Raw genomic sequence first — 16,551 nt, forward strand, 5'->3', positions numbered from 1 at the left:
GCCCCGATACAACTCCACCTCCCCCTCCAGCTCGATCGCCAGCACCGTCACGATCGCATCCGCCACGCTCGGCGGGTCGATCGCCAGCACCGCGGGGATCGTGTCGAAGCCGCCGTAGCGCCGATGCGTCAGCTCCTCGCCGGTCGCCAGCGCGGTCACGCGCTTCACGCGGCTGGTCAGGCCGCGGAGCGTGACCGGGTCGCGCGGCGGGTCGTAGCAGAACACGTACAGCGTGCGGCGGTCCTCGGAGAGGGTCGTCGGCGCGTGGACGTGGCCGGCCGGGATGCCGCGCACCGTGCCGAACACCGCCGGCTCATTGCGGCGGATCCAGCGGCCCAGTGCCTCCAGGCGCGAGGACTGCTCCGAGGGGATCGAGCCGTCGGCGCGCGGGCCGACGTCCAGCAGCAGGTTGCCGCCGCCGGCGATGGTCTCCACGAAGGTGCGCACCAGCAGGCTGATCGGCTTGTGGTCCTGGTCGTTGCGCTGGAAGCCCCACGAGTTGTTCACCGTGTAGCACAGCTCCCACGGCCCCTCGGGCGGCGTGATCGGCGCCCCCTGCTCGGGCGTCGCGTAGTCGCCGTAGCCGAGCAGCCGCGAGTTGAAGACCATGTCCGTCTTCATCGCCGTCAGCTGCTCCCGCAGCTCCGCCATCCGCCACAGCTCCTCGGGACGCTCCCAGTCCCCGTCGAACCAGAGCAGATCCGGCGCGTAGCCCTCGACGAGTTCCTTCAGCTGCGCGCGGTGGAACTTCAGGAACCGCGCCCACGCCTCCGGATCCTCGGCGCCCGCGCCCGCCTCGAACTCCTCGCGCGAGTGGAACGGGTAGTCGGGGTGCGACCAGTCCAGGTGCGAGAAGTAGAGCCCCACCTTGAGCCCGGCGTCGCGCATCGCCTGCGCGTACGGCGCAAGCAGGTCACGTCCGGCCGGTGTCCGCCGAACCACGTTCAGATCGTTCTCGGCCGTCTCCCACAACGCGACGCCGTCATGGTGCTTGGACGTCAGCACCGCGTACCGCGCACCGGCCGCCTTGAACAGCCGGGCCCACTCCCCCGCGTCGTAGGCGCTCGCGGTGAAGCCGTCGAGCTGCTTCATGTAGTTCTCGTGGGTGATCTCGCCGTTGTAGAACGACCAGGACTCCGGGATGCCGTCGACGGCATAGATCCCCCAGTGGACGAAGATGCCGAGCTTGGCGTCGGCGAACCAGGGCTGCATGGTCATGGTTCACCACGCTAGATGCGAAAGACCAGTATGTTGATCGGTCTGGATCACCGATACTGGTAGATTTTCACCGTGGAGCTCATGACCCTCGAAACCGGTCCGCCACTCGTGGCCAACGCCGGCATCGGCGTCCACGGCATCAACACCGCGGTCGACGTCTTCCGCCTCCCCGACCTCTGGCAGCTACACCTCTACAGCTACCACGCGGCGTTCGCGGCCGACGGCGTCTGGCACGACCTCCGGCCCGGAACCGTCAGCCTGGTCCCGCCCGGCACGAAGGTCGAGTTCCGCTACCGCGGACGCTCGGAGCACCTGTACGTCCACTTCGCGATGCCCGGAAGCCGCGACCCCTTCGTCGGCGACGCGGGCCCGGCCCTCCAGATCCTGCGCGAGCTGCTGCTCGACGCCGTCGCGGCCTTCCCCACCTCGCCGAACCGCTCGGCCGCGGCGGTCTGGGCCGCGCTGTGGCGGGTGTCGGACCTCGCCGACGCCGGGACCGCCACGCCCCGCAACCCGGTGGTCGCGGCCGTGGTCCGCCGCATCGAGGAACGCCTGGCCGAGCCGCTGGTCGTGGCCGAACTGGCCCGCTTCGCCGGCGTCTCGCACAACCAGCTCACCCGCCTGTTCCACGAGCACGTCGGCGACACGGTCGTCGGCTACATCGCCTCGCGGAGGATGGCCCGCGCGCTGCACCTCTTGCAGGCGTCCACGCTGTCGGTGACGGCGATCGCGGCGTCCGTCGGGATCCCCGACCTGCAGGCGTTCAACAAGACGTGCCGGAAAGCCTTCGGCGCTTCGCCACGGGCCCTACGCCAAAGCCGGAGCCGGTAAGAAAACGGCCGCCCTACCAACCAGAGTTCGCGTAATCCTTGAGGAAGCACCCGTAAAGATCCTCGCCCTGCTCACCCCGCACGATCGGGTCATAGACCCGCGCCGCCCCGTCGACCAGGTCCAGTGGCGCGTGAAACCCTTCCCCCGCCAACCGAACACGGTCCGGATGCGGCCGCTCGTCGGTGATCCAGCCGGTGTCGACGCTGTTCATCAGGATGCCGTCGGTCTGGAACATCTCCTTGGCGCTGGTGCGTGTCAGCATGTTGAGAGCAGCCTTGGCCATGTTCGTGTGCGGGTGGCCGGCACCCTTGTAGCCACGGCTGAAGACGCCCTCCATCGCCGAGACGTTGACGATGTGCTTACGCGACGACGGCGAGGCCTTCATCGCGTGACGCAGCCTGCCGATGAGGATGAACGGCGCCGTCGAGTTGCACAGCTGGACCTCCAGCAGCTCGATCGGATCGACGTCCTCGACGGTCTGCACCCACGAGTTGACATCCGCCAGGTCCGGGACCAGGCCGCCCGCGTCGATGGCGGTTCCGGCGGCGATGCGGTCCAGGGTGGCCGAGCCGGCGGTCAGAGCGAGCGAGACGAGGTCATCGCCGCCGACTCCCCCGACACCCGCACCCGCGCTGGCCGCCCGGACGCCGACCAGCTCCGCCGCGATCGCCTCCGAAGACCGCGTCTGACCGGGCAGCGCGACCAGCCCGGAACCCGTGAACCGCCCGAACGAGACCAGCTCCGGCAACGGCCCGTCGGGCAGCGGCTGGGCCTCGGCGCGGATCAACGGCTCGTAGGCACCCGCCGAGCGCCGCACCGTCTGCGCGGCGTTGTTGACCATGATGTCGAGCGGCCCCTCGGCCGCGACCGAATCGGCCAACGCCACCACCTGCGCGACGTCCCGCAGATCGATGCCGACGACGCGCAGCCGGTGCAGCCACTCGGCGCTGTCCGGCATCGCCGCGAAGCGCCGTGCGGCGTCGTTCGGGAAACGCGTCGTGATGGTCAGGTGCGCGCCGTCCCGCAGCAGCCGCAGCGCGATGTACATCCCGATCTTCGCCCGGCCGCCGGTGAGCAGCGCGCGCTTGCCGGTCAGGTCGGCGTGGGCGTCGCGGCGCTTCCAGTTCTCGGCGGCGCAGTCGGGGCACAGGTTGTGATAGAAAGCGTGCACCTCGCGGTACCGCTGCTTACAGATGTAGCACCCGCGGTCGCGCTTCAGGACCCCGGCGACAACGTTGCCCGACGCTGCGGTCTCCGAGCTCAGCGGCAGCCCCTGCGTCTCGTCGTCGAGCCGGGTCGGGGCGCCGGTCGCGGTCTTGGCCGTGACCGCACGGTCCGCCGCCTGCACCCGCGCCTGCCGGTCGGCACGGCGCCGCAGCTTGACGCTCTTGTAGACGCCAGCCGTCGCCCGCCGCACGGTCACCGCGTCGGGGTGCTCCGTCGGCAGGTCCTCGACCTCGGCGAGGATGTCGAGCAGCAGGGCCAGGCGCTCGGGGGCCAGGCCGGGCCCGAAGTCCTCCGCAGCCGGATCCGAATCTGCTTCCGGCTCCGGGCTCGGGTCGGTGGCAGCTGCGTTGGCCACAGCAGCCTCATCAGCCACGCGGCCCGCCAGCTCGTCCACTTCACCCTGCTCGATCACCCGCACAAATCTACCTGCCACGCGGACCTGCTCAGACCCGCGCGGGCAAGGCCCTCACGCGGCAGCCCGCGCCACCAACTCCGAGATCCGCTTCTCGTCCGCCGCGCTCAGCGCGGTCATCGCGAAATATGTCGGCCACATCGACCCTTCGTCCAGCGCCGCAACGTCGCTGAAGCCGAGCGTGGCGTACCGGGTCTTGAACTTCGAAGCCGGCTGGAAGAACACCAGCACCTTCCCGTCCTTCGAGTACGCCGGCTGGCCGTACCAAAGCCGCGGGGTCAGTGTCGGCGCAGCCGCACGCACCAGCTTGTGCACCTGCTCGGCCAGCTCGCGGTCGTCCGGCGGGAACTCCGCGATCTTCGCCAGGACCTCGGCCTCGGGGTCGGCCTCGGCGGCCTTCTTCGACGAGCGCACCTCCTTGGCGCGCTCCTTCATCGCGGCGCGCTCCTCGGCGCTGAAGTTCTCCTCGGAGCCGGCAGCCGCCTTCGCGGTCTTCTTCGTCGTGTTCGCCATGTCCCCCATCGTAGGAAGACCTGCCACGACGGGCTTCTCAAAAACTGATCAGTGTGCACACCAGCGGGACACACAACAGCGGGCGCCCGGACCGCCGAGGTCCGGGCGCCCGCAGTCTTGGTGCGGCTACTTCACCGTTACTTCACCGTGTAGCTGTAGGGCAGGCCCGTCAGCTCGTCACCGGTGCCGAACGCCGCGTTGTACGTGTCCACGTACACCACGCCGCTCACCTTGGTGCCGCTCTTGCCAGTCGGCGTGAAGGTGACGGTGACCGTCCCGGTCTGGCCGGGCTGGATGGTCACCGGCGCCAGCGCCGGCGCGGTGGGGTCGACGCCGTTGAGCCACAGGTCGCCGGTGGCGGCCACGGCCGAGCGGTCGAAGGCCAGCGTGGTGACGCTCTGCGCCTCGGTCGCGCTGCCGCTCACGGCGCCGTTCGTCGGGCCCAGCGGGGTCGGGTCCTGGCCCCAGACGCCCGGGGTGATCCACGGCGAGTCCACGGTCACCGAGGCGGTCAGGCCCTTGGAGACGCCGTAGACCTCCGGCGTGCCCGAGGGGCTGCTGGTGGAGAAGTCCGCCGGGATCGTCGAGGACTGCGACGCGCGCAGCTCCGTGGTGTGCGTCGGGATCTGGAACGACGGCTGCGGGCCGGTGGTCGCGAACGGCAGCGGCACCGTCGCGCCCAGCGGCTGCTGCGCCGGCAGGTCGTAGTCGGCGCTGCTGTTCAGCCGCGGGTCGGCGAACACCGTGATCGGCGCCCATCCGGTGTTCTTGATGGTCACCGTCGCGGTCACCGCCTTGCCGGCCGCGAGCGAGCCCGAGGGCAGGCCCTTGGCGTGGGCGTCGGCCGAGTTGTACCGCAGCTGGCCGGTGAACGGGTCGGACAGGTCGCCGGTCAGGATGCCCGGGTTGTTGTCGTCCAGGAAGAGCACCCAGCGGCCGGCGGCCGGGGCGTCGACGTAGCCGGTCAGCGCGGGCTGCAGGCTCTGGTTGCCCTGCGCGTCGACCGCGATGTTCGTGCTCAGCGACACCACCTGGTGGTCCGGGGACTCCAGGAAGGCCGAGACCGCGTGGCTGCCGGTGAACGCCAGGTTCATCGCCAGGTTCTTCTTGCCGTTCGGCACGTCGAAGTAGAACGACTCCGTCTGCGACGGCGAGTTCGCGCGGCCGTTGCCGCCGGTCAGGGTGCCGGTGAAGGCGCCGCCGTCGTTACCGGTGGAGATCAGCGTCCGCTTGGTCACCGGCATCGTGGTGACCTGGTGGAACGAGGTCTGGAACGCCAGCGCCGCCGAGACGTCGCCGGGGTTCTGGCCCAGCGTCTGCTTCACCGTGAACTTCTGCGACTGTCCGGGCTTGAGCACCGCGTTCGCCGGGCTCACCGAGCCGACGTCCTTGTACTTGGTGGCCAGGAAGTCGTACGCGACGTTGCCCTTGAAGCCGGCGGCGTTGGCGTTGGCGTAGAAGTACGCCGTCCAGGTGCCGGCCGGCGGGTTCGCCTGGTTGACGGTCGCGTAGTTCGTGGTGCCCTGCGGGCTGTTCCAGTTCTCGTACTCGCCGTTCGGGCCGACCAGCACCAGGCGCAGCAGCGTGCTGGTGCCGCCGCAGGCGCAGGTCGCCGTGCCGGTGAGGTGGTCGGCGCCGGCCGGCACGGTGAAGGTCTGGCTGAACCAGTGCCGCTTCAGACCGGGGGTGCCGAGGGTGTAGCCCTCGTAGAACCACGGCGAGTTCGGGTCGGTGAAGTCCACGGCCTTGGTGCCGGTGACGTTCGCGACCGTGGTGTCCAGCTCGCGCACTCCTCCCGAGACGGTCTGCGTGTTCGGGCTGGTGTTGGTCAGCGTGACGGTCGCGGACTGCTTCGAGCCGCCCTTGCCGATCAGCGAGACCTGCGTGTCGCCGCCGCCGGTGGTGGCCACCAGGCCGTCACCCTGCGCCTTCGGCGAGCCGTTGTCGTCCTTGACGGACATGGCGGTGCGGACCGCGCGGTAGGTGTTCAGCTCGCCGGAACCCTGCTGGTCGGCCGGCAGGCCGAGGTCGGTGGCCGAGGAGGTGAGGATCTGCTTCACCAGCTGCGGCGTCGGGCGGACCCCGCCGTGGGTGTTCTCGTACGCCTCGATGACCAGCGCGGCACCGCCGGCGACCAACGGCGAGGACATGCTGGTGCCGCCGAAGTCCTCCACCGAGGCCAGGTTGCCGTTGAAGTCCACGCAGGCGCTGAAGCGAGCCTCGGGGCTGCACAGCGCCCAGCCGCCCTGGCCCGGTGCGACCAGGTCCGGGACGCGGCCCCGGACGTTGGTGCCGGAGGAGGACAGCGCCGCGGTGTTGTTGGAGGCCCAGCTGCTCGCCAGGTTCCGCGCGCCGCCGGTGCCGGTCTGCGCCTGGTCCCGGAAGGTGGTGGTGGCGGCGACGCCGATCACGTTCGGGTCGACGGCCGGCTGGCCCTCGGTGTTGGTCACGCCGGCGTCGCCGGTGGAGGTGACGACCGTGACGCCGGCGGCGACCGCCGCGTCGTCGGCCAGACTGGTGACGTCCAGGCCCTCGGTGGGCTGCGCGTTGTTGCCCAGCGACTCGTTGATGACGTCGACGTTGTCCACGTTCACCGCGTAGTCGATGGCCTGCACGACGGTGGAGTCGAAGACCAGGTTGGCCGCGCCGAACACGTTCAGGCCGACCAGCGAGGCGCCGGGGGCGACGCCGCGGACGGTGATGTTGCAGCCGGCCGGGAGCGCGTGGTGCGGCATGACGTACTTGGACAGGTCGTAGCTGTGCAGGCCCTGCGCGGCGATGGAGCTGGCGTCGCCGAAGGCCTCGTCACCGCTCTCGTTGCCGTTCGGGTCGGTGCCGGAGAAGTCCTGGTAGTCGCTGAACACCGGGGTGCCGTCGGCCCGGATGAAGTCCGGGTTGTTGGTGTCCAGACCGTCGGCGATCCACGCGACCTTCACGCCCTTGCCGTCGACCAGGTTCTGGGCCTGCGGCTGGTTCTTGTTCAGGAAGGCGGTGTTCGTGGTCTGCAACGCCTCCGGCTCCAGCAGCGGCTTGCTGGGGTCGGTGGGGCAGGTGCCCGGGATGACCTTGTCCGCCGGGGTCTGGCCGTCGGCGCCGCTGGCGGCGCCGGCGGCGCTGCCCTTGGCGCTCGCGGCGTCCGCGATGGCCTGCTTCTGGGCCGCGGTCAGGGTGTTCACGACGCGCTGCTGGTCGGTGACGACCGCCGCGACGTTCGGGTTCTGCCGCAGGTTCTGGGCCTCGGCGTCGGTCATCTTGGCCGAGAAGCCGTTGATCACCGAGAACTTCTTGATGTCCTGGGCGCCGGTGGCCTGCGCGCTGCTGACCAGCGGAGCCTGGTCGGCGTTGGCGGCCGCCTTGCGCTGGGTCTTGGCCGTCTTGACCGACAGGTCGGAGTGCTGGTTCTTGAGTAGCACGATCACGGGGTGCTTCGCGCCGGTCGACAGCGCGGCCAGCTGCTGGGCCGCGGACGGCCTGGCGGGCGTCGGGCTGGCGAGGGCTGCGGCAGAGGTGCCGACCCCCAGACCCAGCGCCGTGACCGCGACCACCGCGATGCGGTGTTTGCGGGCAAACTGCATAATGTGCCTTTCTCCCGACGCGCGGCCACGCCGCCGCGCGCCCCCTTTGAGGTGGAACCCGGGTGGTGCCTTACAGGGTCTTGCAACGAGCAGCGGGAAATGGCAATGCGACTGGACATTGCGAAGATCGATACTCGTCACAGTAGAGGGTGTCAGGAACCTCAGAAAGACGTAGACGCTTCTACGTTGCGACACGCCTGGACTTGCGTTCACCTCGTGATATGCGGGCGGGGAAGCGTCTACGCGGTAAGGGGTGAGCAAGGGTGGCGAGGGTGGAAATACCGTCGGGGCGAGGATCCTGCGATCCTCGCCCCGACGGCGTATTAGCACTTTTATATTAGGCTGCGATCGGCCTCGGCCGACGCCGGCCCCGCTTTGACCATCTGCCGGCGCGGTTTAGAAGAAACCGTCGTCGTTCCCGCCGTTGTTGTTGTAGTCGTCGCCGAAACCGCCGCCGCCGTTGAAGTCGTTGTTGTAGTCGTTCTGCGGGAACTCTTCGCGCTGGTACTCGTTCTGCTGGAACTGCTCCTGCTGGAACTGTTCCTGCTGGTACTCGTTGCGCTGGTCGTCGAAGCCGCGCTCCTCGAAGCCGCGCTCGTACGCGTGCTCTTCGTCGCGCTTGTCGTCCCCGCCTTCCAGCATCTCGCCGAGCAGCATCCCGCCGACCAGGCCGGCCGCCCCCGCGCCGATCACCGCGCCGGTGCTGTGGCCCTGGCGGGGCGGCTGCTGGTACTGCGCCTGCTGCGGGTAGCCCGGCTGCTGCCCCGGGTAGCCCTGCTGCTGCGGATAGCCGGCCTGGGGATAGCCCTGCTGCGGATAACCCTGCTGCTGGACGGGCTGGTAGTACGGCGGCTGGGTGGTCTGGATGCGCTGCGCGCAGAACTGGCAGACCTCGACGGGTCGCGCCACGCCCCACTGCGGCTGCCACATGACGTTCACGGACGCCTGGCCGTGAGCCGGATCGAAGAAGCAGATCACGGGTGTTCCCCCAAATTCGTTGACACTATCCGCGATCCTAAACGGGTCGCGGACGACGGGGGTTCCCGTCCGCGACCCTTCTCACGGCCGGCTCACGCCGTGCAGCGCGTCCCCTGCGCCGGCAACGTGCCGCTGACCAGGTACGCCTCCATCGCCGACTGCGCGCACTTGTTCCCGCTGCCGAACGCGGCGTGCCCGGTGCCCACGCGGGTCAGCAGCCGGGCGTTGGCGAAGCCGTTCGCCAGGTTCACGGCGTTCTGGTACGGCGTGGCCGGATCGTCCGTGGTGCCGACGACCAGGATCGTGTCCGAGCCCTGCGCCTTTATCTGGTGCGGCTTCTCGGTGGTCTGGAACGGCCAGTTCGCGCACATCGGCTGCGCCAGGTCGCCGGGGGACAGGTTGGAGTTGAGGATCGAGGCCCCGGACTTGAGCTGGCTGTAGGCGTTCTGCACCGCGGACGCGCTCGGTGCCGGGGTGGTGAAGTCGGCGCAGCGCACCGCGATCAGGCCGTTCTGCTCGGTGCTGTAGTGGCCCTGCGGGTTGCGGCCGTCGTACTGGTCGGCGCCGGCCAGCAGCTCCGAGCCGTCGCCGCTCTTCATCGCCTTGCCCAGCGCGTCGCGCAGGTACTTCCACCAGTCCGAGCCGACGTCGCCGTAGAGGCCGATGATGACGCCGGTCCAGCCCAGCGTGGCGTCCAGCGGGCGGCTCGGGTCGTCGGTCTGCAGCGGCTTGTCCTGCAGGCCGTCGATGAAGTGGCCGAGCTGCTGCGCCGCGGCCGTCGGGCTGCCGGACAGCGGGCACTGCGAGGCGTAGTTCGTGACGCAGTCGGAGGCGAACTTCTCCAGCGACTTCTCGAAGCCGATCTGCTGCTGGACGTTCGACTCCAGTTGGTCGGCGTTCGGGTCGACGGCGCCGTCGAGCACCATGCGGCCGACGTTCGCCGGGAACTCCTCGGCGTAGACGGAGCCGATGTAGGTGCCGTAGGAGATGCCGAGGTAGTTCAGCTTCTTGTCGCCGAGGACCTGGCGCATGAGGTCCATGTCCTGCGCGACGTACTTGGAGCCGACGTAGGGCAGCAGGTCGCCGGAGTTCTTCTGGCAGGCCGCGGCCAGGGTCTTGCTGTCCTGCGCGGCCTTGTTCGCCCGGGCCGTGGCGTCCTTCGGCGGGTCCTGCTCGGAGAGCTTGTCCTGGGCCTTGTCGTCCAGGCAGGTGATCGGATCGCTGCGGCCCAGGCCCCGCGGGTCGAAGCCGATGATGTCGTAGTGCGCGTGCAGCGCCCCGTCGAACTCGGTCTTGGACTCCTCGACGAAGTCCACGCCGGAGGCGCCGGGACCGCCGGGGTTGGTCAGCAGCGAGCCGGCCTTGTTCGCCTGGTCCGCGGCCGGCCACTTCACGAGGGCGAGGGTCACGTCCTTGCCCGAGGGGTTGGCGTAGTCCAGGGGGACCACGACCGAGCCGCACTGGAAGGCGCTCAGGTCCGCGGTCGGGTCGTCGGACGGCTCGCTGGTGCACGTGCTCCAGGAGATCTTCTGGGAGTCGAAGGCCTGGGCCGAGTTGAACTTGCCGCTGGGCAGCTTTCCGGATCCGGAGGAGCCGCCTGAAGAGCCGCTGGAGCCGCTGGAGCCACTGGAGCCGCCTGAGCCGCCTGAGGAACCGTTTGAGGAGCCACCGGTGCCACCGGAACCGCCGATGGAACCGGACGAAGTACACCCGGCCACCAGGGTCGCGCCGAGCAGCATCGCGACGGCGGATATGGTCCGGCCTCGGTGTTCCCGGAATGACTTCATGCGCTCATGTGTATCACCTCGGCCTGACCCTAGAATCACGATATGGATGCCTTCCTGGAACTCTTGGGCGTACGAGGCCATGCCACACTTGCGACGATCAAGAAGGACGGACGACCCCAGCTGTCGGTGGTCAACTACGCCTACGACGCCGCCGAGCAGGTGATCAGGATCTCGCTCACCGACGACCGGGCCAAGACCCGCAATCTGCGGCGGGACCCGCGCGCGACGCTGATGGTGCAGCCGGAGACGTACAAGTTCGCGGTGTACGACGGCGACGCGGAACTGACGCCGGTGGCGCAGAAGCCGGACGACGCGACGGTCGAGGAGCTGGTGGAGCTGTACCGGGCGGCGTCCGGGAAGGAGCACCCGGACTGGGACGAGTACCGGGCCGCGATGGTCGCCGACAGGCGGTTGGTGCTGCGCATCCGGGTGACGCACGCTTACGGCATGGGGGTCTGAGACGGACGCGGCGGGGGGTGCTGCGGAGCCTGAACCGGAACCCGAGTCGGGGCCGGAGTCGGTGTCGGAATCGGAGTCGGCGATCAGGCCGGTGCTGGAGCCTGAGCCGGCAGTCGTGCCAGCGCCGGAGCCGGAGTCGGCGGTCAGACCGGCGCCGAAGATCAGGCGGGCGCCGGAGCCGGTCACCGCGGATCCGCCGCGGCTGCCCGGCCGGCCGCTGATGACGCAGTCCTGGCTGGACGCCACCTTCCTGCACTGGGCCGTCGATCCGGCGAAGGTGGCGCCGCTGCTGCCCGCCGGGGTGCTGCCCGACGTCATCGACGGGGTCACCTACGTCGGGCTCATCGCCTTCCGAATGCACCGGATCGGGTGGTGGCCGCTGCCTGGTCTGCCCTATCTCGGGACCTTTCCCGAGACCAATGTGCGGCTCTACTCCGTGGACGCGGCCGGACGGCGCGGCGTGGTCTTCCGTTCGCTGGAGGCGTCGCGGCTGCTGCCGGTGGCCACGGCGCGGAGCGCTTTCCGGCTGCCGTACCGGTGGGCCCGGATGTCGGCGTACCGCGTCGGGGACGAGTACTGGTACGGCTCGCGGCGTCGTGAGCCCGGGCTGCCGCCGTCGCGGAGTCTGATCGGGGTGCGCGTCGGATCCGCCGTTGAGAACCCCTCGCCGTTGGACCACTTCCTCACAGCCCGCTGGCGGCTGCACTTCACGCTCGGCGGCCGGACCGTGCACATGCCGAACGCGCATCCGCGGTGGCCGTTGCGCCGCGCCGAATTGCTGGCGTGCGACGAGGATCTGGTCGCGGCGGCGGGGTTGCCGGGCGTCGCGTCTGGGCCGCCGGACAGCGTGTTGTTCTCGACGGGAGTGCCGGTGCGGTTCGGGCTGCCGCGCTCCGTCACCCGTGACTGATCAGATAGCGCACGAAGACCAGATCGCCGATCGGCCGCGTTTCCGCGAGGGTCATGCGGTGCCGCGCGTTCTGCGGGAACTCCGCGGCGCGGACGAAGCGCGGGGCCCGGTCGTCGCCGACGAAGAACGGGGCGATCGCCAGGTGGATCTCGTCGGCGAGGTCTTCGGCGAGGAACCGCGTGTGCAGCGAGCTGCCGCCCTCGACCATCAGCCGCTCGACGCCGCGCCGCTTCAGGTCCGCGAGGATGCCGGGGAAGTCGACCAGCGCGCCGGCCGGGACCACCTCGGTGTCCGCGACCGCAGCCAGCCGGTCGGCCTGCGCCGGCACGGCCGCGTCGGCGCAGTAGACGAGCTTGTGGCCGCCGGTGGTGAAGAAGCGCGCGTCGGGGTCCAGGGCGCCGGCGCCGGTCACCGTCACCTTGACCGGGTGCTCGGGCAGCCCGCGCCGCAGCCGCTCGGCGCGGCGCTCCGGGTCGCGGACCAGGAGGCGGGGGTCGTCGCGGCGGATGGTCTCGGCGCCGACCATGATGGCGTCGGAGGCGGCCCGGAGCGCGTCCACCCGGTCGAAGTCCGCGTCGTCGGAGAGCATGAGGCGGTCGGGGGTGGTGTCGTCGAGGTGGCCGTCCAGGGACATGGCGGCGCTGAGGATCACGTGGGGGCGCTCGGGCATGGTGTCATCGTCGCATCGAGGGGGCGGCCTGGTGCGGCGGCGCCACGCGCTCGGGTCTTGCCCCCAGATCTTGCCCTGGGTCTTGCGGCGTTTTGTTCGCCGAGAGAGTACATGATCTCCGTTCCGGAACCACGCGTTTCGCCCGGGGCGTTCCCGGTACATGACGGTGAAACAGCGAGTCAGACGTGCCCTACGGTCCAGGAAGGCGAGGCAGCGGGACCGCCGCGAGCCGGGCGGACCGGGCTGGCCCCCGGGACCGGACGGCGGCGTGCGCGAACCGCGTCGGCCGAAGGGGTCGCCGCCTCAGGACTCGATCGAGCTGGCCGAACCACGATAGAAACGTCCCATGCGCCCCACCGGACTCAGCGAGAGCGAGAAGCGGGTCCGGACGGACTTCCTGGCCGGAGGGCGCACGTCCTTCCAGACCGGCGACCCGGCGGCTGACGACCCCGCGGCGGGCGCGGCGTGGGGCCCGGAGCGCACCCTGCGCGCCGAGTTCGTCAGGGGCCTGATCGACGAGGCCGGCGACCGGCGCGCGCCGCTGCGCGTGGTCGGCGCGCGCGTGGTGGGACCGCTGGAGCTGGAGTACCTGGAGCTCGGCTACTCGCTGAGCTTCGCGGACTGCTGGTTCCAGGACGACATGGACCTGCACGACACCCGCCTGCGCCGGCTGAACCTGCGCGGCACCCGCCTCGCGGGCCTGAACGCCTCGCTGACGCGTGTCGAGGCGACGGTGGTGATGCACAAGACGCGGGTCGACGGACGAGTGCGCCTGGACCACGCCGTCATCGGCGGCGAACTCCTGATCACCGACGCACACCTGCACCACCCCGCCGACCTCGCGCTGCGCGCCGAACGCCTCCACGTAGGCGGCGACCTGATGCTGTGGGGCACGACGATCGAAGGCAGCACGAGCCTGCGCGACGCGAAGGTCGGCGGCGTCATGAGCCTGGAGCGCGCCGACCTCCGCGACCCCGACGGCGTGGTCCTGGACGCGGCGCGGATCCAGGTCGGCAGCGACCTGATCGGCGACGACCTGCACACCGACGGCATGATGCGCTTCTCCGGCGCGGAGATCCAAGGCCTGCTCCGCCTCGCGAACGCAAAGCTCCACCGGCCCGGCGGCATCGCCCTGATCACCTACCAGGCAAAGATCGGCGCCGACCTCCAGTGCTACAAAGGCTTCGACGCCGAAGGCCTGGTCCGCATCGACGGCACCCGCATCACCGGCCACGCCCGCTTCGACGACGCCACCCTCCGCGGCGACGGCACCACCGCCCTCGACGCCCGCTACACCGAGATAGGCGGCGCCGCCCGCTGCCGCGGCATCCGCGCAGCCGGAGCGGTGCGCTTCGGCAGCGCGCGGGTGGGGAACGATCTGGACTTCCGCGACGCGGTGCTGGTGAGTTCGGTGGCGGAGTTGGGGCTGGGGCCGGTTTTCGGGGGTGGTGGCGGAGCTGCAGCTGGCTCGGGCACATCAGGTGCTGGTTCGGTCGGTTCGGCCGCCGCGAGTGTCGCCGCTGGTTCTGTTCCAACCAATACCGGCGCCGGTACGATCGCTGGCGCTGCTGGTTCTGTCGGCCCTGGTTCCAGCTCCAGTTCCGGTTCCGGTTCCGGTTCCGGTTCCGGTTCCGGTTCCGGTTCCGGTTCCGGTGCCAACATCCTCTTCCTCGGCAACGTCCGGGCCGCCGAGCTCACCCTCCGCTTCGCCGTCCCGCCGGCCGGCTCCATCCACCTGGCCAATGCTCAAGTCGGCGTCCTCAACGACGATCCCGCCACCTGGCCCGCGCACTTCAGCCGCGATGGCTTCACCTACGACCGCATCGCCGAGCCCGGCCCCGTCGCCTCCCGCATCGGCTGGCTGGCGCGCGAGGCCGCCGGGTACCGCCCCGGCCCCTACGAACAGCTCGCCGCCGTTTACCGCCGGCAGGGGCTCGATGGCGAGGCCCGCCGTGTCCTGCTCGCCAAGCAGCGTGCGCGGCGGCGTACGCTGCCTCGTGCCGCGCGGCCGTGGGGGTTCGTGCAGGATGCCGCCGTCGGCTACGGCTATCGTCCCGAGCGTGCGTTGGGTTGGCTGGCCGCGCTGTTGGTCACCGGGGTCGTCGTCTTCGGGCTGCATCATCCGGTTCCGGTCAGCCCGGGTTCGGCGCCGCCCTTCAATCCCCTCATCTACTCCCTCGACCTGCTGCTGCCGGTGATCAACTTCGGGCAGGGCCGGGCCTACGTCGCCAGTGGCGGTTACCAGTGGATCGCCTATCTCCTCACCGCCGCCGGGTGGATCCTCGCCACCACCATCGCCGCGGGGCTGGCACGGGCCGTCAACCGGGCGTGAGCCCTCGCTCCACCTCTGGTTCAGCGCCCTGATGCGCTGGCATGGTGGACCCCATGTCGTCACAGCCGATGCCGCCGCGCCGCACTGTCGCCGCGTCGAGCGGATCTGGGAACTTCGCCGCCGCCACCACCATCGCCGCCGCCACCATCTCTGCCGGTACCACCGCTGCCGACAACGCCTCCGCTTCCGACACCGCCGCCCCCGGCCTCGCCGAACTCCTCACCGCGCACCTCGGTCCCGAGGCCGCGATGGTCCCGATCGCCACCGTGACGTGGCCGCCCTACGAGCACGTCAACGTCCAGGGCGGCGTCGACCGGTGGCTGGCCCGCAACGGCGCGCCCTACCGCCTCACCGGCATGGCCGGCTTTCGGCTCCGGATGTTCGGCCTGTCAGACCTCTTCCACGACGTCGGCGCGCACACCATGACGGTCGCCGGCGTGTCGATGACCGACCAGCCCAGCGGCCCCGGCGACGAGACCCGCAGCTGCGTGCAGTGCGGCCTGTACCTCGTCGACGGCGTCGACGGCCCCGACGACGGCGACCGCACCGCGGACCCGCGCCCGCCGATGGCCCTGCTGCTGCGCGGCACCGAGCTGCGCGGTCCGCAGCAGGACGTCAGCCTGGAGATCGCCTGCTCCGACCGCGCCCTGGCGCGCGCGGCGGCCGCCGAGATCCGCCGCCTGGCCGTGGAGTTCAGCGTCTACCGCGGCCACGTCCTGGAGTTCGGCGCCGAGGTGTTCGGCCCGCACCAGAGCGCCCTGAGCTTCCACGAGCGCCCCGTCATGACCCGCGAGGAGCTGATCCTGCCGCCGGGCATGCTGGAGGGCGTCGAGGCCCAGATCCTCGGCGTGAACCGGCACCGCGCCGCCCTGCTGGCGCACGGCCAGCACCTCAAGCGCGGCGTGCTGCTGTTCGGCCCGCCCGGCACCGGCAAGACGCACACCGTCAGGTACCTGATGAGCCGGCTGCCGGAGACCACCGTCGTGGTCCTGACCGCCAACGCCCTCCGGCTGATCGGCCAGGCCTGCGAGATCGCCCGCGCCCTCCAGCCGGCGCTGGTGGTGGTCGAGGACGTCGACCTCATCGCCCGGGACCGCTCCGCCCACCCGGACGCGGCCCCGCTGCTGTTCCAGCTCCTCACCGAGATGGACGGCCTCGACGGCGACGCCGACGTCACCTTCCTGCTCACCACCAACCGCGTGGACGCCCTGGAACCGGCGCTCGCCATGCGCCCGGGCCGCGTCGACCACGCGGTCGAGGTCCCGCTGCCCGACGCCGACGGCCGCGCCCGCCTGCTGGAGCTCTACCGCGGCAGCCTCGACCTGGACCTCGCCGGCGCCGACGGCCTGATCGAGCGGACGGCCGGGGTCACGGCCTCCTTCATCAAGGAACTGATACGCCGGGCCGCACTGCTCGCACTCGACGAGCAGGACGAAGAACAGCACGACGACCAGAACGACGGCGCCGCCGCCCCCGACAACGGCCTCCGAGTCAGCGCCGCGCACCTCGACGAGGCGCTGGAGATCCTCGCCGGTTCGCGGCACCAGCTGACCCGCCGCCTGCTCGGCGCGCCGGGCGATCTCCCGGACTGACACCGGCGTACCGGCCGACCGCCCCGACCTCCGAACCGGACCCCGCC

The 16,551-nt window shown here is 70.6% G+C and carries 12 protein-coding genes; 5 read left to right on the top strand and 7 right to left on the bottom strand.

Going from position 1 to position 16,551, the window contains the following annotated elements; translation table 11 throughout:
- Window positions 1-1,218 (bottom strand): alpha-L-fucosidase (locus tag GWK61_RS42465; RefSeq protein ID WP_194917674.1); only part of this gene is annotated, 1,218 nt, incomplete at its 3' end.
- Window positions 1,219-1,299: 81 nt separating this feature from the next.
- Here GWK61_RS42465 and GWK61_RS42470 point away from each other — a divergent pair.
- Window positions 1,300-2,049, top strand: coding sequence for a helix-turn-helix domain-containing protein (locus GWK61_RS42470; RefSeq protein WP_194917676.1), 750 nt, complete (start codon window positions 1,300-1,302; stop codon window positions 2,047-2,049).
- Window positions 2,050-2,062: 13 nt separating this feature from the next.
- On the opposite strand, the gene GWK61_RS42475 is transcribed toward GWK61_RS42470, so the two are convergent.
- From GWK61_RS42475 to GWK61_RS42495, 5 genes are all read right to left on the bottom strand, one after another.
- A complete protein-coding gene (locus GWK61_RS42475; RefSeq protein ID WP_369125657.1) occupies window positions 2,063-3,550 on the bottom strand; it encodes an SDR family NAD(P)-dependent oxidoreductase in 1,488 nt (495 codons plus the stop codon).
- Between the two features lie 192 nt (window positions 3,551-3,742).
- The gene (locus tag GWK61_RS42480) at window positions 3,743-4,201 is read right to left on the bottom strand and encodes an iron chaperone (RefSeq protein ID WP_228563856.1); all 459 of its coding nucleotides are present in this window, start codon (window positions 4,199-4,201) and stop codon (window positions 3,743-3,745) included.
- Window positions 4,202-4,338: 137 nt separating this feature from the next.
- The gene (locus GWK61_RS42485) at window positions 4,339-7,776 is read right to left on the bottom strand and encodes a S8 family serine peptidase (RefSeq protein WP_194917678.1); all 3,438 of its coding nucleotides are present in this window, start codon (window positions 7,774-7,776) and stop codon (window positions 4,339-4,341) included.
- Between the two features lie 396 nt (window positions 7,777-8,172).
- Window positions 8,173-8,754: a hypothetical protein gene (locus tag GWK61_RS42490; RefSeq protein ID WP_228563857.1), complete on the bottom strand. Its 582-nt coding sequence runs from the start codon at window positions 8,752-8,754 to the stop codon at window positions 8,173-8,175.
- A gap of 92 nt (window positions 8,755-8,846) precedes the next feature.
- Window positions 8,847-10,541 carry an alpha/beta hydrolase gene (locus tag GWK61_RS42495; RefSeq protein ID WP_194917680.1) on the bottom strand — a complete coding sequence of 565 codons (1,695 nt, stop codon included), beginning with the start codon at window positions 10,539-10,541 and terminating at the stop codon, window positions 8,847-8,849.
- A 42-nt stretch (window positions 10,542-10,583) separates the two neighbouring features.
- Here GWK61_RS42495 and GWK61_RS42500 point away from each other — a divergent pair, with 42 nt between their 5' ends.
- Window positions 10,584-11,000: a PPOX class F420-dependent oxidoreductase gene (locus GWK61_RS42500; protein WP_194917682.1), complete on the top strand. Its 417-nt coding sequence runs from the start codon at window positions 10,584-10,586 to the stop codon at window positions 10,998-11,000.
- Window positions 11,001-11,220: 220 nt separating this feature from the next.
- Window positions 11,221-11,910: a YqjF family protein gene (locus GWK61_RS42505; protein WP_369125658.1), complete on the top strand. Its 690-nt coding sequence runs from the start codon at window positions 11,221-11,223 to the stop codon at window positions 11,908-11,910.
- Here GWK61_RS42505 and GWK61_RS42510 read toward each other — a convergent pair.
- On the bottom strand, window positions 11,897-12,580 hold the full coding sequence (locus GWK61_RS42510; protein ID WP_194917684.1) for a RibD family protein: 684 nt from the start codon (window positions 12,578-12,580) through the stop codon (window positions 11,897-11,899). The genes GWK61_RS42505 and GWK61_RS42510 overlap by 14 nt on opposite strands.
- Before the next feature lie 346 nt (window positions 12,581-12,926).
- On the opposite strand from GWK61_RS42510, the gene GWK61_RS42515 reads away from it, so the two are divergent.
- Together GWK61_RS42515 and GWK61_RS42520 are read left to right on the top strand one after the other, a co-directional pair.
- Entirely contained in the window at window positions 12,927-14,912 is a 1,986-nt protein-coding gene (locus GWK61_RS42515) for a hypothetical protein (RefSeq protein ID WP_194917687.1), read from the top strand.
- A 53-nt stretch (window positions 14,913-14,965) separates the two neighbouring features.
- Window positions 14,966-16,504, top strand: coding sequence for an AAA family ATPase (locus tag GWK61_RS42520; protein WP_194917689.1), 1,539 nt, complete (start codon window positions 14,966-14,968; stop codon window positions 16,502-16,504).
- Window positions 16,505-16,551 lie beyond the last annotated feature (47 nt).

It is taken from the genome of Catenulispora rubra (assembly GCF_015356825.1).
GTDB classification, from domain to species: domain Bacteria; phylum Actinomycetota; class Actinomycetes; order Streptomycetales; family Catenulisporaceae; genus Catenulispora; species Catenulispora rubra.